The sequence below is a fragment of the Herbaspirillum rubrisubalbicans genome (genome assembly GCF_003719195.1).
Classification (GTDB): Bacteria; Pseudomonadota; Gammaproteobacteria; order Burkholderiales; family Burkholderiaceae_D; genus Herbaspirillum; species Herbaspirillum rubrisubalbicans.
Genome location: NZ_CP024996.1, coordinates 1,970,712 through 1,989,997 on the forward strand (window position 1 = coordinate 1,970,712; position 19,286 = coordinate 1,989,997).

Sequence of the window (19,286 nt, forward strand, 5' to 3'; positions counted from 1 at the left end):
GCGGCCTGAACGCCACCCAGCCCCATGAACGCCAGTCAACCAGTCCACATCGATCAGCCGCAAGCCCTGCAGGACTTGCGCTCGGACCCGTCTTACCTGACGCTGCTGCGCGCCTATGGCAGCCGCTTCGTGGAAATCATCGTGGCCGGGGTGCTGGTGAACCTGCTGGGCTTGCTGCTGCCGCTGTATTCGCGGCTGATCTACGACAAGGTACTGGGCAACCACATCCCCGAAACGCTCTGGGCGCTGACCCTGGGCATGTTGCTCTTCATCGCACTGGAACTGATGTTGCGCGTCATCCGCGTGTACTACACCGAGCAACTGGCCGGGCGCCTGGATGGCGAATTCGACGAAGTCTCGGCACGTCGCCTGTTGACCGCCAAGGTGCAGGCGCCGGTGGGTGTGGTGCTGGCGCGCTATCGCGATCTTTCGGCTGCACGCGATCTGCTCTCTTCCAACTACATGCTGCTGCTGGTGGACCTGCCTTTCCTGGTGCTCTATCTGGTGGTGCTGGGCTTGATCGGTGGCCACATGGTGTGGGTGCTGCTGGTGGGCGGTGGCTTGCTGGTGGGGCTGCAACTGTTGTTGAAGGTGCCTGCCAATGATTACGCCCATGCCGCCATGAAGGCCGGTACCGGCAAGATCGACAAGCTGGCCAGCATCGTCTATGGCATGGAAACCTTGAAGACCACGCCGCTACAGGATCGCCTCATGCGCGCCTTCCTGATCGATGCCGCGACCAACGCCGTGGCCCAGGCCAAGAGCCGCTTCTGGGTCAATACCAGCTATGCCGTCTCCTCGGTGGGCTACACCTTGGTCTCGGTGGCCACGCTGGTGGTGGGGGTCTATCTGGTGGAAGAGAACTTGCTGACGGTGGGTGCGCTCATTGCCTGTTCGCTGCTCATCAGTCGCGCCACCACGGTGCTCTCTTCACTGGCTGCGCTGCTGGGCCGTATCGAGATGTTCCGCCGCGCCCGCGCCGAGTTCGACCAGTTGTTCGAGGACCAGCCGCAGCGCGCCAGCGCCGATGTGCTGCGCCAGGAAATGCGCGGCCTGATCCAGGTCGGCAACCTCTTGCTGCATCTGGACAAGAAAGAAAATCCAACCCTCAAGAACGTCTCGCTGACCATCCAGCCGGGCGAGAAGGTCGGCATCGTCGGTCGCTCCGGTTCCGGCAAGTCCACATTGCTGCGCGCGCTGGCCGGGCTGCACCATCCCGATGAAGGCCATGTCCTCATCGATGGCGTGGCCGTGACTGCTTATGCGCCCGAGGTGCGGATGCGCTGCATCGGCTTCAAGCCCCAGGAACCCTTCCTTTTCGATGGCACGGTGGCGGCCAACATCTTCATCGGCGACCGCGTGCCGGGCCAGGTGTACGAGGCCGCGCTGGCGGTGTCTTCGCTGGACGACCTGATTGCGCGTGGCGAGCTGCGCCTGGACCAGGCCATCAAGGCACCCGGCAACCTCTCCGGTGGCCAGCGCCAGATGGTGGCATTGGCGCGCGTGATCGCGGCCACCCCGCGCGTGTTGCTGCTGGATGAACCCACCACCGGTGTGGACCAGCAAAGCGAGGCCCGCATCATCGAGCGGCTGGTGGCCTATGCCGGCAACCGCACGCTGGTGGTGGCCACGCACAGTCCAGCGCTGTTGCGCCACGTAGAGCGCATCATCGTCATCGATGGTGGACGCATCGTGGCCGATGGGCCGCGCGACCAGATTTTGCAGTAAGCCCGGCCTGACAGTCGGCCAGGGTGTACCGATACAGTTTCGAACGATCTTCGATAGCGAGGGAACATGGCAACCGCAAGCCCATCACAAGCGAACTCCGCGGACAAGGTAACTGGCCCGGTACGGGTGGTCATGCCGGACCAGGCCGGCAGCTTCCAGATCAACGCCAACCGAGCGGCAGTACAGCACGTGCAGGTGGTCGATGTGGACCTGGTGCTGCACATGGCCGATGGCACCAAGGTGGTGCTGGCCGGTGGCGCCATGGAAGCCATGGATGACAAGTCCAAGGTCAAGTTTGCCGACACCAGTGCCGCCACCGGCAAGCTGCTCGACACCGTGGGCAAGATCGCGCTCAAGCCCAATGACCAGTCGCGCGTGCTCAATTCCGACCCGGTGGCCTCGGCCCCCAATGTGGCGCCGGCCCAGCAGGTGACGATAGACCGTAACTCGGCCAGTGTGGGCAGTGACGGCAGTACCCAGTTCGCCCAGATCATCAGTGACAATTCGGCCTCGCTGACCAGTACCAGCGGTACCGGCAAGACCGCCAATTCCACCGGCCCGCTCACCGCCGGTGACACCAGTCATCCCACCACCACCACGGCCGCCGCCGCTGCGGCCTCGCAAAGCCAGCCGTCCTCGCAATCGGTCTTTGCGCAGAGCACCAATCCCAACGCCAACGATGCGCCGATCAAACAGGTCGAGCCACAACTGCCACCGGAGCGCCCGGGCTCCATCCCTACGCCGCAGATCCTGCCCGATCCTTCGCAGCCGGCCATGACCGTCAAGCTGGTCAACCTGACCACCATCACCCAGAGCGGGGACACCCTCTTTGGCAGCGGCGGCATCCCGGTCTCGGCCACCGATGCTGGCCTGCCGCTGCAGTTCAGCACCCAGGTCATCAATGCCGGCAATGACGTACATACCATCTATGCGGCTGGCAACAACGCTGGCACCTTCATCAAGGTGTTCGACGTCAACATCACCGGCAATGGCTCGGTGGTTTCGGTGATCGTCTCGGGTGTGCCCAGCAACATGAGCATCGTCAACGGCACCGATCTCGGCGGCGGACGCTTCCAGATGACGGTCGCTGCCGGTCAGACCGACTTCCCATTACAGTTGCAGTACAGTACGGTAGAAGCCAATCCTTCTTCACCGGTACACCAGGCTTTTGACCTGACTTTCACCACCACCGTTTCCACCTCGCGCGGACCGCAGACCCTGACCGACGTGCGCCACGTGGCCGTCAAGGATGCCAGCGTGTATGGCGACCTGAGCTATCTTGACCCGGCCACCGGCGACCCGGTGCTGGTGTTGCCGGCCCAGGGCTTGCCGCACGAAGTCCATGCCGGTGATGGCGGCGTGACCATCTACGGCAGCAATGCCAATGACCTGCTCTATGGTGGTGCCGGCAACGACATCCTCCATGGTGGCACCGGCAATACCTTCTTCCAGGGCGGGGCCGGCGCCGACCAGTTGCTGGGTGGTGTCAACAGCACCGGCACCAACGTCAATACCGCCAGCTACGCCGGCTCTTCTGCGGGCGTGACGGTGAACTTGGTGACCGGGCTTGGTAGCGGCGGCGACGCCCAGGGCGACCAGCTCTCCAACATCCAGAACCTGCGCGGCAGCGCCTTTGACGATACCTTCGTGGCCAATGCGGTAGTCAATCGCCTCGATGGCGGCAGCGGCGGCTCTGATACGGTCTCCTATGCCGGCTCGACGGCGGCCGTGACGGTCAACCTGGTGACCGGCACCGGCACGGGCGGCTATGCCCAGGGCGATACCTATACCCATATCCAGAACGTCATCGGCAGCGACTTCAACGATATCTTCGTCGCCAGTGGCGACGCCAACCGCTTCGATGGCGGGCTGGGTTCCAATACGGTGTCCTATGTCAACTCCAACGCCGGCGTCAACGTCAACCTGCAAAGCGGCGTGGGCAGTGGTGGCGCGGCAGCGGGGGATACCTATGTGCGCATCCAGAACGTCATCGGTACCGCCTACAACGATACCTTCGTGGGCAGCGCCGATGCCAACAGTTTCGACGGCGGCAGCGGTGGCAGCGATACGGTGAGCTATGCGGGTTCGACCGCGGGCGTGTCGATCAACTTCGTCTCCGGACGCGGCACGGGCGGCTATGCCGAGGGCGACAGCTACAACCACATCCAGAATGCCATCGGCTCGGCCTTCGATGACGTCTTCATCGCCGGTGTGGACAGCGTGCATTTCGATGGCGGTAGCGGCGGTTCCGACACGGTGAACTACGGGGCCTCCACGGGTGCGGTCACGGTGAACATGATCACCATGAGCGGCAGCGGTGGCTATGCCCAGAACAATACCTATACCAACATCCAGAACATCGTCGGCAGTTCCTATTCCGACACCTTCATCGCCAGTGCCGCCGCCAACAATTTCAACGGCGGCCTGGGCGGTTCGGATACGGTCAGCTATGCCAATTCCAATGCCGCCGTCACGGTTGACCTGACCCATACGGATGGCACCGGCACCTCTGGCGGTTATGCCCAGGGCGACGTGCTGGCGCACATCCAGAACCTCATCGGCAGCGCCTACAACGACACCTTCATTGCCAGCGCCGACGTCAACAACTTCAACGGCGGCGGCGGCTCCAATACGGTCAGCTACATTTTCTCGACCGGTGGCGTGACGGTCGATCTCACCAATGCCATCGGCACCGGTACCGGCGGCTACTATGCGGCGGGCGACTCCTTCAGCAACATCCAGAACCTGATCGGCAGCGCCTACGACGACACCTTCGTCGCCAGCGCCGACGCCAACACCTTCGATGGCGCCGGTTCCAATCACAACCGGGTCAGCTATGCCGCCTCCACCACGGCGGTGACGGTGGACCTGAATTACACCGACGGCACCGGTACCTCGGGCGGCTACGCCCAGGGCGACAAGCTCTCCAACATTCAGGACCTCACCGGCGGCAGCGGCAACGACACCTTCGTCGCCAGTGCCGTGGCCAACAACTTCGATGGTGGCGCCGGCTCCAACCGGGTCAGCTATGCCGCCTCCAATGCCGCAGTGACGGTAGACCTGGTGCTGGGCAGCGGCAGTGGCGGCTATGCCGACAACGATACCTACGTCAACATCCAGAACGTCACCGGCAGCGCCTACGACGACACCTTCATCGCCAGCCTGGCTGCCAACGACTTCGTCGGTGGCGCCGGCACCAACACCGTGAGCTACGCCAAGGCCAGCGACGGCAATGGCGTTACGGTCGACTTGTACCATGGACAGGGCAGTGCGGGCTTTGCAGGAGGGGATACCTACAGCGGCATCCAGAACGTGATCGGTTCGGCCTACGATGACACCTTCATCGCCGATAACAACCACAACGTCCTCGACGGCGGCCTGGGCTCCAATACCGTCAGCTATGCGTTCTCGACGGCGGCCGTGACGGTCAACCTGGTCAACGGCACCGGCACGGGCGGCTTTGCCGATGGCGACACCTACCTCAACATCCAGAATGTGGTCGGCTCCGCCCTGGATGACCTGGTCATCGCCAACAGCCAGGCCAACAGCATCGATGGCGGCAGCAGCACCGCCAGTTCGCACAACCGGGTCAGCTATGCCAGCTCCAATGCCGCCGTCACGGTGGACCTGAACTACACCAACGGCACCGGTACCTCGGGTGGTTACGCGGCCGGTGACAAGCTGGCCAACATCCAGGATCTGACCGGCAGCATCTACGACGATACCTTCGTGGCCAGTGCCGCGGCCAACAACTTCGACGGTGGCACCAGCACCGCCAGTTCTCACAATCGGGTCAGCTATGCCAGCTCGAATGCGGCCGTCACGGTGGACCTGAACTACACCAACGGTACCGGCACCTCGGGCGGCTATGCGGCGGGAGACACGCTGACCAACATCCAGGACCTGACCGGCAGCAGCTTCGACGATGTGTTCGTGGCCAGCGCTGCGGCCAACAACTTCGATGGCGGCGCCAGCACCGCCAGTTCGCACAACCGGGTCAGCTATGCCAGCTCCAACGCTGGCGTCACGGTCGATCTGAACTACACCGACGGCACCGGCACCTCCGGTGGTTATGCGACTGGCGATACCCTGACCAACATCCAGGACCTGACCGGCAGCAACTACGACGATACCTTCGTGGCCAGTGCTGTGGCCAACCATTTCGATGGTGGCGGTGGCAACAACACCGTCAGCTATGCCCGTGCCAATGATGGCAACGGCGTCACGGTGGACCTGTTCCAGCGGGTGGGCAGCAATGGCTTTGCCGCAGGCGATCAGTACACCAACATCCAGAACGTCATCGGCAGCAACTACGACGATCTCTTCATCGCCGACAACAACGCCAACAGCTTTGCCGGGGGCGCGGGGTCGAACACGGTGAGCTACGTCAATTCCACAGCGGCGGTGACGGTCAACCTGGCCAACGGTTCGGGTAGCGGCGGTTTCGCCCAGGGCGACAGCTATAGCAGCATCCAGAACGTCATCGGTTCTTCCTTTGACGACACCATCCTCGCCAGCAGTGATGCCAACCTCATCGATGGCGGCAGCAGCACCGCCAGTTCGCACAACCGGGTCAGCTATGCCAGCTCCAACGCCGCCGTCACGGTGGACCTGAACTACACCGATGGCACCGGCACCTCGGGTGGCTATGCTGCGGGCGACAAGCTCTCCAACATCCAGGACCTGACCGGCAGCAGCTTTGACGATACCTTCGTGGCCAGTGCCGCCGCCAACAATTTCGATGGTGGCACCAGCACCGCCAGTTCGCACAACCGCGTCAGCTATGCCAGTTCCAATGCCGCCGTCACGGTCGACCTGAACTACACCGATGGCACCGGCACCTCGGGCGGCTATGCGGCGGGCGACACGCTGACCAACATCCAGGATCTGACCGGCAGCAGCTTCGACGATACCTTCGTGGCCAGCGCTGCGGCCAACCGCTTCGACGGTGGCACCAGCACGTCCAGTTCGCACAACCGGGTCAGTTATGCCAGTTCGACGGCCGGCGTGGTGGTGGACCTGAATTCGACCGATGGCACCGGTACGTCCGGTGGTTATGCGGCGGGCGACACCCTGGTCAACATCCAGGATCTGACCGGCAGCAACTACGACGATACCTTCGTGGCCAGTGCTGTGGCCAACAATTTCGATGGTGGCGGCGGCAACAACACCGTCAGCTATGCCCGTGCCAATGATGGCAACGGCGTCACGGTGGACCTGTTCCAGCGAGTGGGCAGCAATGGTTTTGCTGCAGGTGACCAGTACACCAACATCCAGAACGTCATCGGCAGCAACTACGATGATCTCTTCATCGCCGACAACAATGCCAATAGCTTTGCCGGTGGTACGGGCTCCAACACGGTGAGCTACGTCAATTCCACGGCGGCGGTGACGGTCAACCTGGCCAACGGCTCGGGCAGCGGCGGCTTTGCCCAGGGCGACAGCTATAGCAGCATCCAGAACGTCATCGGTTCGGCCTTTGACGACACCATCCTCGCCAGCAGCGATGCCAACGTCATCGATGGCGGCAGCAGCACGTCCAGTTCGCACAACCGGGTCAGCTATGCCAGCTCCAACGCCGCCGTCACGGTGGACCTGAACTACACTGACGGCACCGGCACCTCGGGTGGCTATGCGGCCGGCGACAAGCTCTCCAACATCCAGGATCTGACCGGCAGCAGCTTTGACGATACCTTCGTGGCCAGCGCTGCGGCCAACAATTTCGATGGTGGCACCAGTACCGCCAGTTCGCACAACCGCGTCAGCTATGCCAGTTCCAACGCCGCCGTCACGGTGGACCTGAACTACACCGATGGCACCGGCACCTCGGGCGGCTATGCGGCGGGCGACACGCTCACCAACATCCAGGACCTGACCGGCAGCAGCTACGACGATACCTTCGTGGCCAGTGCTGCTGCCAACCGTTTCGACGGTGGCGCTAGCACCTCCAGTTCACATAACCGGGTCAGCTATGCCAGCTCCAACGCCGCAGTCACGGTGGACCTGAACTACACCAATGGCACCGGTACCTCGGGCGGCTACGCGGCGGGCGACACCCTGATCAACATCCAGGATCTGACCGGCAGCAACTACGACGATACCTTCGTGGCCAGCGCCGCCGCCAACTTCCTGGAAGGCGGTGGCGGCTCCAACACGGTCAGCTATGCCCGCTCCACCAGTAGCAATAACTCTACTGGCGTGACGGTGGACCTGAGCGCCGGCAGCGGTTCGGGCAACTACGCCCAGGGCGACAGCTACAGCAATATCCAGAACGTGATCGGCAGCGACTGGGCCGACACCCTGACCGGCTTCGCCACGCCCGGCGTGACTTCGGTACTGACCGGTGGCAAGGGCGCCGACAACCTCATCGCCAATGCCGCCAACCGGGCCGATACCTATGCCTCCTACGCCGGTTCTTCCGCCGGCGTGACCATCAACCTGCAAGCCGGCAGCGGCAGCGGCGGCGATGCCCAGGGCGATGTCCTGACCAACATCGACAACGTCATCGGCAGCAGCAACAACGATACCTTCCTGGCCAGCGCCAATGCCAACAAGTTCAATGGCGGGGCCGGTTCCGACACGGTCAACTATTCGCTCTCCAGCAGCGCTGACGGTACCAATGGCGTGACCGTCGATCTCTCTGCGGGCAGCGGCAGCGGCAACTATGCGCAAGGCGATACCTACGTCAACATCGAGAACGTGGTTGGCAGTGCCTACAACGACACCATCACCGGCTTTGCCACCACCGGCACGCGCTCGGTGCTGGAAGGCGGCGCCGGGGCCGACACCATCACGGCCGTGAACGGCAACCGGGCCTCGACCTTTGCCTCCTATGCCGGCTCGGGCTCGGCGGTGACCATCGACCTCAAGAACGGCAGCGGCAGTGGTGGCGATGCCCAGGGCGATGTGCTGGTCAATATCGACAATGTGATTGGCAGCGCCTACAACGACCTGTTCAAGGCCAGCACCCAGGCCAACAACTTCAATGGTGGCAGCGGCGGGGTCGATACGGTGAGCTATGAGTACGATACCGGTGGCGTGACAGTGGACTTGACTAACACCCTGGCGGCCACCGGCACCTATGCGGCCGGAGATACCTTCACCAATATCGCCAACCTCACCGGTGGCTCCGGCAATGACACCTTCTACGCCAGCTCGGTGGCCAACAGTTTCGATGGCGGGACAGGGACCAATACGGTCAACTATGCGCGCTCGGGCAGCACGCCGGTGGTAGTGGACCTGTACCACGGCAGCGGCAGCGGCGGCTATGCCGCAGGCGACACCTACGCCAACATCCAGAACGTCACCGGCAGTGCCGGCAGCGATACCTTCTATGCCAATAGCGCCACCAACGTCTTCAATGGCGGCGCCGGTGGCAGCGATACCGTCAGCTATCTCTACTCGACCGGCAACGACATCACCGCCAGTCTGGTCAGCGGCGGCAGCGGCGGCGACGCCAGTGGTGACAGCTACGTCGGCATCTCCAACCTGGAAGGCAGCGCCAACGTCAACAGTACCCTGACCGGCAACAGCGGCGCCAACGTCCTCACCGCGCGCGGCAACAACACCACCAATTCACTCAGCGGCGGGGGCGCCAGTTCCGGCACCGATGTCTTCAACGTGGTGGAAGGGGGACACAACAGTGTCAGCGTGGGCAGCGGCAGCAACCTGATCAACGTCAGCGCCGGCGCCAACAGTTCGGCCGGGGCGCAGAGCGACATGGTCAACCAGAACACCGGCAACGCCAACATCGATTCCATCAACGGCGGCGCCGGGGTGACGACCTTGCACTTCGCCGACCTGGGTTCGCAACTCCAGCTCAGCAACTTCGCCAGCAAGATCACCGGCATCACCACGCTGGACGTGAGTGCCGGCAACAGTACCAACATCATCATCACCGCCGATGACGTGCGTCAGATGGGCATGGCCGGCAGCGGCAGTTCCAAGATCCTGACGGTGAAGATGAGTACCAGCGAGAGCTTGCAGATCATGGCCAATGGCTCGGACCACTACGTCTACTTCCCCGGTACCACCGACTATGCCTTCTACAACTCCAGCAACCAGGAGATCGCCCGTATCCACCTGGTGACGGCATAGGAACAGGCCCTAGTCTGCCATCGCCCGTTCCAGGAAGCGCCAGATGCCGGGGTCCGACATGCTGGCCACGTTGATGCGCATGTGGGTGGAGGGGAGTTGGGAGGGCGAGAACAGGCTGCCCGGCGCCAGCAGGAAGCCTTGCTCCATCGCCTCTTCGGTCAGCACATTGGTATCGCGCCCGGTATCGACCCACAGGAACATGCCGCAGGGTGGCGGGTCGCCCACTTCCATGCCCAGTTTTTCCAGGTGCCGCATCACCTTTTCGCGGGCCCCATTGAGCCGCGCGCGCAGGCGTTCGGTGTGCTTGCGGTAATGCCCCTCGGAGAGCACCTTGTAGGCCACCCGTTCACCGATCTCGCCGGTGGTCAGGGTCGAGAGCAGCTTGCGGTCGGCCAGGCTGCGGGCCAGCTCAGCCGAGGTGGCGATATAGCCCACCCGCAGATTGGCCGACAGGGTCTTGGAAAATCCCCCCAGGTAGATCACCCGCTGCAACTGGTCCAGCGCCGCGATGCGGGTGGCCGGCTGCACTGCGGAGCCGGGGTGCATGTCGCAGTAGATGTCGTCCTCGACGAGGATGAAGTCGTGTTCCTCGGCGATGCGCAGCACCTGGAAGGCCTTGGCGGCCGACATCGAGGTCGAGGTCGGGTTGTGCAGCACCGAATTGATCACGTACAGCTTGGGCTTGTGCAGCGCCGCCATTTCCCGCAGGTGGGCGATGTCGGGACCGTCGCCCAGGCGCGGGATGCCGACGATCTTGGCGCCTAGCGCGGCGAAGGAGCCGAACATCAGGAACCAGGCTGGATCGTCCACGAAGACCACGTCACCCGGGCGCAGGAAATGTCGCGCCACCGTATCCAGCCCTTGCGTGACACCCGTGGTCAGCACGATCTGCTCGGGCGCGGCCGCAATCTCCAGCTCTGCCAGCTTCAACTGCAACTGCTGGCGCAGCGGCAGGAAGCCCAGTGGCGTGCCATAGCCCAGCAGCAGGGCCGGGTTGTCGCGGCTCACTGCGCGCAGGGCATTGGCGATTAGTTCGCCATCGAGCCAGTCGGGTGGCAGCAGTCCGCCACCGGGCATCTTGTGCGGCGGCAGCTGGCGGAACATGTTGCGCACCAGCCAGACCACGTCCAGACCCCGTCCGGCCTCGGCCTGGGCTTCGGCTTGCGCCGCCGTGCTGCCGTAGGCGCCGCCCATGGGGGCCCGCTCCTTGACGTAGAAACCGGAACCGCGCCGAGATTCCAGGTAACCCTGGGCCACCAGCCGGTCATAGGCTTCTACCACCGTAAAACGCGAAATCTCGTTGGCCTCGGCGAACTGCCGGATCGACGGCATCCGCACGCCGCCGCGCAAGAGCTTGTCGTCGATGCGGGCACGCACCCCGCGCACGATCTGGTCCACCAGAGATTCACCGCTCTCGCGCAAGAGCAGCGGCCAGCCGGGCAGGGCGCTGTCGCTGGCGACTGTGGTGGTGGGTACGCTGTGCAGATGCTTAACTGTATTGGTCATTTTACCGTGACAATGTTCGGAATTATTTGGAAAAGTGTACAGGTACTGTATCGGTATTGTCGGCTAGGATGACCTCCAATACAAGCGAAAGTCAGGCCGGCAGAGTAAGCGAATTGCCAGAGGTCTGTTCGCTTTGAACTCGTTTGCCGTACTTATCCCGCATCTTTTCTAGAGAGCCATCATGACCGCCAATGCCGCCAATGCCGCCATCGCCCACGCCGTTACCCGCAATATCCAGGACCTGCTTCCCAGCCTGGGCGAGATCGAACAAGCGGCCGGCATCGTCTATGCCGGCATGGCGAGCACACCGCAACTGTGCTGGCCGCTGCTGAACCAGGCGCTGGGTGCCGAAGTCTGGGTCAAGCATGAGAACCACGCTCCGACCGGCGCCTTCAAGGTGCGCGGCGGCATGGTCTATCTGCACCACCTGGCGCGTCAGCAGCCGCAACTGTCCGGTGTGATCTCGGCCACCCGCGGCAACCATGGCCAGTCGGTCGGCCTGTCGGCGCGTCGCTTCGGTATCGCGGCTACCATCGTCGTCCCCGAGGGCAACAGCCGCGAAAAGAATGTCGCCATGCGTGCGCTGGGCGTGGACCTGATCGAACACGGCCGTGAATTCCAGGACAGTCGCGAACACGCGCAGCAACTGGCCGCCGAGCGCCAATGGCACATGATTCCTTCGCTCCACCGCAACTTGGTGGCGGGGGTGGCCACCTACTGGATGGAATTGTTCACTTCCCAGCCGGCGCTGGACCTGGTGCTGGTGCCCGTGGGCCAGGGCTCGGGCATCTGCGGCGCGGTGGCGGCACGCAATGCCCTGGGCCTGAAGACCCGCATCATCGGCGTGGTCTCGGCCCATGCGTTGGCCTACAAGTTGTCCTTCGACGCCGGCCGCAAGATCGAAGCCCCGGTCACCACCCATCTCGCCGATGGCGTGGCCTGCCGCGTGCCGGATCAGGCCGCGCTGGAAGTCATGTTTGCCCATGTCGATGAAGTGGTGGCCGTGACCGACGACGAAGTGATGGATGCCATGAAGCTGGCCTTTATCGCCACCCACAACGTGGTCGAAGGCGCGGGAGCCTGTGCCCTGGCCGCCGCGCTGCAACTGCGTACGCGCCTGCGCGGCAAGAAGATCGGTGTTACCTTCTCCGGTGGTAACGTCGATCACGATGTGTATGCCCAGGTGCTGGCGCGCCCGAGTGCGCTTGCCGATGCGCTGCTGGCGCCGGCCCAGGTGCACGCGCTGGCGGCCACGCCAGGGAGAACGGCATGATCGACGCCTTGCTGCCCTTGATGTCCTTTGCCTTCGTCTCCTCCATCACCCCGGGGCCGAACAACATCATGCTGACCTCGTCCGGGATCTGGTTCGGCTTTCGCCGCTCGCTGCCGCACCTGCTGGGCATCACTTTCGGCTTTGGCGTGCTGCTGGCCGTATGCGCATTCGGTATAGGTGAACTGGTGGTGGCGCTGCCGCAAGTGGTGCTGCTGTTGAAGGCGCTGGGCTGCGCCTATCTGCTCTACCTGGCCTGGCAATTGCGGCACATGGCCGTGGCACAGGCGGCTGAGCGGGCGTTGCAGCCGATGTCGTTTTGGGCTGCGGCCATGTTCCAGTTCGCCAATCCCAAGGCCTGGGTGATGGCCATCACCGGCGCATCGGCCTTCATGCCGTTGTTGCATGAACACGCCGGACGGCTGGCCATCCTGATCTACTGTGCGGTGTTCTGTGTCGTCAACCTGCCTTGCGTGTCGGTGTGGGCAGGCGCCGGTTCGCTGTTGCGGCGCTATCTCGAAGAGCCGCTGTGGCGAGTGGTCTTCGCCACCACCATGATCGTGCTCACGCTCTATGCGGCGCTGGCGATCTGGCTGTGAGGGGGGGCGACAATCTTTTATATCGTTTATTCCAATTCGACAACGGGGACATCTCATGCAGGCAAGCAGCAAAGCAGCCGCACCCACCGCGCCAACCCCGCCAACTGAGTCCGACGCCAGTCCGGCCCGTCATGAAAGCCGCGGCATGTGGCTGGGCCTGGTGGGGGTGGCGGTGTTCAGTCTGACGCTGCCCTTTACCCGCATTGCCGTAGCCGAGCTCAACCCGGCCTTCGTCGCCTTCGGCCGGGCGGTCGTGGCCGGCCTGTGCGCGCTGGCGCTGCTGGCCTGGATCAAGGCTCCGCGTCCGACGACGCAGCAGTTGCGCGGCTTGATCATCACGGCCCTGGGCGTCGTGGTGGGTTTTCCGCTGTTTTCCTCGATTGCCATGCGCTATGTACCGGCTGCGCACGGTGCCGTGGTGGTGGGCCTGCTGCCGCTGGCGACTGCCTTGTTCGGTGCGCTGCGCTTCGGCGAGCGGCCCTCGACCGGGTTCTGGCTGGCTGCGCTGGCGGGTTCTGGCATCGTGATCGCTTTTGCCCTGCGTGAGGGCGGTGGCAGTTTCCATCCGGCCGACTTTGCGCTCTTTGCCGCCGTCCTCACCGCCGCCATGGGGTATGCCGAGGGTGGTCGCCTGGCGCAGAGCATGGGGGGCCAGAACGTGATCGCCTGGGCGCTGGTGGTGGCCTTGCCGGTGATGCTGCCAGTGTCGCTGTGGCTGGGCTGGCAATACGGCGTGAGCGCCTCGGCCCCGGCCTGGCTGGCCTTCGCCTATGTCTCGCTGTTTTCCATGTTCATCGGCTTTTTCTTCTGGTACAAGGGCCTGGCCCTGGGCGGCATCGCCCGCGTTGGTCAGGTGCAATTGTTGCAACCTTTCATGAGCCTGCTGGGCGCGGCCGTGATCGCCGATGAAGCGCTGGATGCGAGCAACATGCTCTTCGCCCTGGCCGTGATCGTGGTGGTGGCCATCGGTCGGCGCATGGCCGTGCGCCGCTGAAACGGGCGGCTGACGCTGCTCTGACCGGGTTTGCGAGCCGAAATAGTTCAGCCGCAGCGGGCTAAAGGTCCGGTTTTTTGAGATAATCGAACACTTGTTTTTCTACATTTTGTCAACGCGCAGAGCCCGCGGCAGAAGGCCGCAAGAGGGCGCTGACCAACAGGGAGTACCGCATGTCCGTCTATGAAAAGCTCAAAGCATTGAACATTGAACTGCCCGCCGTGGCCACCCCGGCAGCAGCCTATGTGATGTATGCACAAACCGGCAATACCGTCTTCCTCTCCGGCCACCTGGCCAAGAAGGAGGGCAAGGTATGGGTCGGCCAACTGGGTCGCGACATCGGCACCGACGACGCCAAGCAAGCCGCACGCGGCGTGGCCATCGACCTGATCGCCACCCTGCAGGCAGCCTGTGGCGGCGACCTGACCCGCGTCAAGCGCATCGTCAAGCTCATGAGCCTGGTCAATTCCACCGGTGACTACACCGAACATCACCTGGTCACCAATGGCGCTTCTGAGCTGATCGGTGAAGTCTTCGGCGAGGCCGGCAAGCACGCCCGTTCCGCCTTCGGCGTGGCCCAACTGCCCATGGGCGCCTGCGTGGAAATCGAAATGATCGCCGAGATCGCCTGATCCACCGTCTTACCGGGTTGCTGCGGCCTGCAGAAGCCGCACGGCCCACAGCACCATCTCACACAGAACACAGGTAGAGCGCACCGTATGAAACTCGAAAACCCCGCACCGCTGCAATGGCAGTTCTCCCAGCGTGCCGAAGCCATGAAGAGCTCGGCCATCCGTGAAATCCTGAAGGTGACCATGCGTCCCGACATCACCTCCTTCGCCGGTGGCCTGCCTTCGCCCTTGACCTTCCCGGTGGAGCATATGAAGGTCGCCTTCGACCGCGTGCTGAGCCAGCAAGGCAAGATGGCCTTGCAATACGGTCCCACCGATGGCTATCTGCCGCTGCGCGAATGGATCGCCGCCTCGCTCTCTTCGGACGGCGCCCAGATCACCCCGGAACAGGTGCTGATGGTGTCCGGTTCCCAGCAAGGCCTGGACCTGCTGGGTAAGGTCTTGATCGACGAAGGCAGCAAGGTGCTGGTCGAGACCCCCAGCTACCTGGGTGCGCTGCAAGCCTTTGCGCTCTACGGTGCCAAGTTCGAGTCGGTGCCCAGCGATGAATCCGGCCTGCAGCCGGAGACCATCGAAGCCATCGCCGCTGGCGCTCGCATGTTGTATTCGTTGCCCAACTTCCAGAATCCCACCGGCCGCACGCTGCCCGTGGAGCGCCGCCTCAAGCTGGTGGAAACCTGTGCCCGCCTGGGCTTGCCGCTGATCGAGGATGATCCGTATGGCGCCCTGAGCTATCGCAATGCACCGCTGCCCAAGATGCTGTCGATGAACCCGGCCGGCGTGATCTACATGGGTTCCTTCTCCAAGGTCTTGACCCCTGGCATCCGCCTGGGCTACGTGGTCGCTCCGCGACCCCTGATCCTGAAGATGGAGCAGGCCAAGCAAGCCACCGACCTGCACACCGCGCAACTGACCCAGATGGTGGTGTACGAAGCCATCAAGGACGGCTTCCTGGACCAGCACGTACCGACCATCCGCAAGCTCTACGGCGACCAGTGCCAGGCCATGCTGGACGCGCTGCAACAGTACTTCCCGGCCAGCTGCAGCTGGAGCAAGCCGGAAGGTGGCATGTTCATCTGGGTGACCCTGCCCGAGCACATCGACGCTGGCGCATTGCTCAATGAAGCCGTGGAACAGGAAAAGGTCGCCTTCGTCCCCGGCGCACCGTTCTACGCCAACGTGGCGCAGAAGAACACCCTGCGCCTGTCCTTCGTGACCGTGCCGCCGGAACAGATCCGCGCCGGCGTGGAGCGCCTGGGCAAGCTGATCGCTGCCAAGCTGTAATCAGGCTGGATGGGTCTGCGCATGAAGATCCAAAGGCTGGGGTTGCCATTGGCAGCGCCAGCCTTTTTCTTTTTCAGATGAGAAATTGCTTGCGGCCCTAAGCAATCGTTGACATGGGGATGGCCAAGGTCAACGGAGAATCAGGCATGGGCTTGAACCCATATTGGATGTAGAACTGCGCACCACGCACATCCTTGGCATCGACGAAAAGCAAACTGCCCCCTACCTGCTGGCTGGCTTGCTTGGCGCGCCACAGCGCGTCATACAACAAGAACTCATCATATCCTTGTCCTTTCAAGGATTGGCAGACTGCCAATCGAGCCAGAGTCAGAGCAGGGACTTCCCGTGGCAAGCGCTTGGAGAACTCAGCGGGGAGGACTGCCGTGGCTATCATCTGGCGAATAGCGAGCGCGTAATAGCCAGTGACGGTGGAAGGGGCGTCATCGGAGGCGAGCACAAAAGAACGGGAAATCCCCTTGCTCTGGTGTTGTCCGGCAGTATTGCGCAACCAGTGGTTCAGGACTGGTACGCCACAATCAAAATGCTCAGTCTGATGAAGTTTTGTGTCCAGCGGCGTTACGAAGTACTCGTTCATGTCGGGCCTGATGATAACGCTCGCGCGCTCGCATCAGCTTGGCATTTGCCGGCGATGGGTCGTCAAGCAAGTTCAACAAAAATGCAGCATCGCGAGGTGTGACTGCGATGAAACGTTCGCGGTCGATCACTTCATTGGCTTTCTCCAAGGCGGCTTGTACCAGAAACTGGTTTACTGTTGCCCCGACCAGATCGGCAGCTTCACGCAGCTTGGCTTCAACTGCCAATGGCACGCGGGCCGTAATACGACCCCTTTCAACGATATCGGTCATGGTGATCAGTGCTTTCTCGCGGAGAATATCTGGAGGAGTCTCTCCGCGTAAGTGAAAAAGGAAATTGCTGCCGCTTTCTCGTCAAACAACTCCTATCTGGCCTGTTCTGAACCAGAATAGCTATCCTAACACATGGTGACAGAATGACTCTATTGCGGTGTCAAAATGGCGCCACATGCTGGTGTGTGAACATGCCCTAGCATGACCGAGATGCCGCGTAATGGGCCAGTAGCCTTCTGGCGGGCCCTCCATGTTGTTTCACATCACATACTGCGCCAGCCCCCGCCCAAAGGACCAGTTACCCTTGTCCCCCTCTACCAGACTGATCATCACATCGTCGGGCCGGATGCCCGGATCCTGCTGCAAGCGCTCGACGATGCGCGCATAGAGCGCGTTCTTCTGCGCCTGTGTGCGGGTGTTGCTGACGGTGAGCTGGATCAGCACGAAATCATCCGAGCGCGCCATGCCCATGTAGCTGCGGCTGAAGACCAGTTCTTCCGGATCATGCTCGGTCACGATCATGAAGCGATCATCCTCGGGCACACTGAAACTCTCATGCAGGGCCAGGTAGAGATTGTCGAGGATGGCGGTGCGATAAGCGCGGGGCTTGCCGCGCAGCAGGGAAATGCGGGCCAGGGGCATGATGTTCTCCTTGCAGGTCGATAAGGGTGGGTAATGTCAAGAAAGCAGGGCAGCCATGTCTGCCCATGTCCTGCATGGTATGCTGGTGCAATGATTTAAAAAATGGCGAAAAGATGATTTCAATGATTTGAATTTCGAATCATTGCATCGCCCCTTTCTTGCCTTGCCCAGGAGTCCTCCGATATGCAACGCCCACTCGACCTGGACGCCGTCCAAGCCTTCGTGCTGGCGGCCGAGCTGCAGAGTTTCACCCGTGCGGCCGAGGCGCTGCAGAGCACGCAGTCGGCCGTCAGCCTCAAGCTCAAGAAACTGGAAGAACGCCTGGGGCGCCGCCTGCTGGAGCGCACTCCGCGCCGGGTGCGCCTGTCGCCGCAAGGCCAGCAATTCCTGCCGGCTGCCCGCGAACTGCTGGCGGCGCACGAGCGCGCCCTGGAACAGTTGGAGGAAGGGCCGCTACGCTTTGCCGTGGGCATCAGCGACCACGTCGCCGGCGCCAGCCTGCCGCGTGCGCTGGCGCAGGTGCATGGCGTGGACCCCGGCGTACTGGTGGAAGTCCGGGTCGCTTCCTCGCACGACTTGATGCCGCTCTACGAGCAGGGCGAGCTGGATGCCGTCATCGTGCGCCGCGAACCGCGCCAGCGTGGCGGCAAGCTGGTCATGCAAGAGCGCATCGGCTGGTTCGCCCATCCCGAGGCGCAATGCTGGGCCGGCCCGGCCTTGCGGGTGGCGACCTTTTCCTCGACCTGCGGCATCCGCGAACTGGCGCTGCGGCGCCTGGATGAAGCCGGCATCGACTGGATCGAGGTCTTCATCGGCGGCGGCATCCTGGCCGTGGGCGCGGCGGTCAGCGCGGGCCTGGCGGTCTCGGCGCTGCTCCATCGCAGCGCCCCGCCCGCAGCGGTGGAAGTGGGCGAACGCCTGGGTTTGCCATCCCTGCCGCTGGCCCAGGTGATGTTGCATTCACGCCTGAAGGAGCCGCGCACGCAGGCGGCGTTGCGTGCGTTGGTGGCGGCTTTGAAGGCAGGGTGAAGAGCACAGGGATCAGGGGGGCGGTTGAGCTGCCGCTGTTTAGGCTGCTCGATTTTTTTCAAAAAAATCCCTTGAAAACCAAAATCCCCATCCCTAGATCGGTACCAGCAGATGCTCGACGTTGAGGTCTGCGACGAAAACATCGCTTACTTATGAAAGGATATTTTTATGCGTACCTTCGATCTCTCCCCCCTGTACCGCACTGCTATCGGCTTCGATCGCCTGGCCCAGATGTTCGACAACGCCCAGCGCACCGATCAGCCCAGCTACCCGCCGTACAACATCGAACTGGTGGCCGAGGACAAGTACCGGATCACCATGGCCGTGGCCGGTTTCGCCCGTAGCGAAATCGACATCGAGACCGAAAACGAAACCCTCAAGATCACCGGCCGCAAGCAGAAGGAAGACAAGCAGGTCAACTTCCTGCACCGTGGCATCGCCGCCCGTGACTTCGAACAACGCTTCCAGTTGGCCAATCACATCAAGGTGGTCGGCGCCAACCTGGAAAACGGCTTGCTCAACATCGAGCTGGTGCGTGAAATTCCCGAAGCGCTCAAGCCGCGCAAGATCGAAATCGGTGCCGGCGACGACAGCAACGTCCAGCGCCTGGAACGCGCCGCCTGATTTGCAGCTGCTTTT

Annotated in this window: 13 protein-coding genes; 9 read left to right on the top strand and 4 right to left on the bottom strand. The window is 62.8% G+C overall.

Annotation, left to right across the window (positions count from 1 at the left end; translation table 11 throughout):
- The first annotated feature begins 24 nt into the window (after positions 1-24).
- Positions 25-1,728 carry an ATP-binding cassette domain-containing protein gene (locus RC54_RS08825; RefSeq protein WP_058895038.1) on the top strand — a complete coding sequence of 568 codons (1,704 nt, stop codon included), beginning with the start codon at positions 25-27 and terminating at the stop codon, positions 1,726-1,728.
- A gap of 132 nt (positions 1,729-1,860) precedes the next feature.
- Entirely contained in the window at positions 1,861-9,825 is a 7,965-nt protein-coding gene (locus RC54_RS08830; protein ID WP_061789340.1) for a calcium-binding protein, read from the top strand.
- Between the two features lie 9 nt (positions 9,826-9,834).
- Here RC54_RS08830 and RC54_RS08835 read toward each other — a convergent pair whose 3' ends face one another.
- Entirely contained in the window at positions 9,835-11,331 is a 1,497-nt protein-coding gene (locus tag RC54_RS08835) for an aminotransferase-like domain-containing protein (protein WP_058895040.1), read from the bottom strand.
- A gap of 181 nt (positions 11,332-11,512) precedes the next feature.
- Here RC54_RS08835 and RC54_RS08840 point away from each other — a divergent pair, with 181 nt between their 5' ends.
- The 5 genes from RC54_RS08840 to RC54_RS08860 all read left to right on the top strand — a co-directional run bounded on the left by RC54_RS08840 (position 11,513) and on the right by RC54_RS08860 (position 16,110).
- On the top strand, positions 11,513-12,604 hold the full coding sequence (locus RC54_RS08840) for a threonine dehydratase (RefSeq protein ID WP_058895041.1): 1,092 nt from the start codon (positions 11,513-11,515) through the stop codon (positions 12,602-12,604).
- On the top strand, positions 12,601-13,200 hold the full coding sequence (locus RC54_RS08845; protein ID WP_058895042.1) for a LysE family translocator: 600 nt from the start codon (positions 12,601-12,603) through the stop codon (positions 13,198-13,200). Before RC54_RS08840 ends, RC54_RS08845 begins: the two co-directional genes overlap by 4 nt.
- A gap of 55 nt (positions 13,201-13,255) precedes the next feature.
- Entirely contained in the window at positions 13,256-14,194 is a 939-nt protein-coding gene (locus RC54_RS08850) for a DMT family transporter (RefSeq protein ID WP_061789339.1), read from the top strand.
- 173 nt (positions 14,195-14,367) lie between these two features.
- Positions 14,368-14,826 (top strand): RidA family protein, encoded by a 459-nt coding sequence (locus RC54_RS08855; protein WP_058895044.1) that lies wholly within the window; start codon positions 14,368-14,370, stop codon positions 14,824-14,826.
- 87 nt (positions 14,827-14,913) lie between these two features.
- The gene (locus tag RC54_RS08860; RefSeq protein WP_058895045.1) at positions 14,914-16,110 is read left to right on the top strand and encodes an aminotransferase-like domain-containing protein; all 1,197 of its coding nucleotides are present in this window, start codon (positions 14,914-14,916) and stop codon (positions 16,108-16,110) included.
- Between the two features lie 97 nt (positions 16,111-16,207).
- Here the strand turns inward: RC54_RS08860 and RC54_RS08865 are convergent, their stop codons facing one another.
- The 3 genes from RC54_RS08865 to RC54_RS08875 form a co-directional block, all read right to left on the bottom strand.
- Positions 16,208-16,705 (bottom strand): Rossmann-fold NAD(P)-binding domain-containing protein, encoded by a 498-nt coding sequence (locus RC54_RS08865; protein WP_058895046.1) that lies wholly within the window; start codon positions 16,703-16,705, stop codon positions 16,208-16,210.
- Positions 16,656-16,976 (bottom strand): type II toxin-antitoxin system TacA family antitoxin, encoded by a 321-nt coding sequence (locus RC54_RS08870; RefSeq protein ID WP_082686011.1) that lies wholly within the window; start codon positions 16,974-16,976, stop codon positions 16,656-16,658. Before RC54_RS08870 ends, RC54_RS08865 begins: the two co-directional genes overlap by 50 nt.
- Positions 16,977-17,234: 258 nt before the next feature.
- Positions 17,235-17,618: a tautomerase family protein gene (locus RC54_RS08875; protein ID WP_058895048.1), complete on the bottom strand. Its 384-nt coding sequence runs from the start codon at positions 17,616-17,618 to the stop codon at positions 17,235-17,237.
- Between the two features lie 183 nt (positions 17,619-17,801).
- On the opposite strand from RC54_RS08875, the gene RC54_RS08880 reads away from it, so the two are divergent.
- Positions 17,802-18,647 (top strand): LysR family transcriptional regulator, encoded by an 846-nt coding sequence (locus tag RC54_RS08880; RefSeq protein WP_061789338.1) that lies wholly within the window; start codon positions 17,802-17,804, stop codon positions 18,645-18,647.
- A gap of 168 nt (positions 18,648-18,815) precedes the next feature.
- A complete protein-coding gene (locus RC54_RS08885; protein WP_017450718.1) occupies positions 18,816-19,271 on the top strand; it encodes an Hsp20 family protein in 456 nt (151 codons plus the stop codon).
- Positions 19,272-19,286 lie beyond the last annotated feature (15 nt).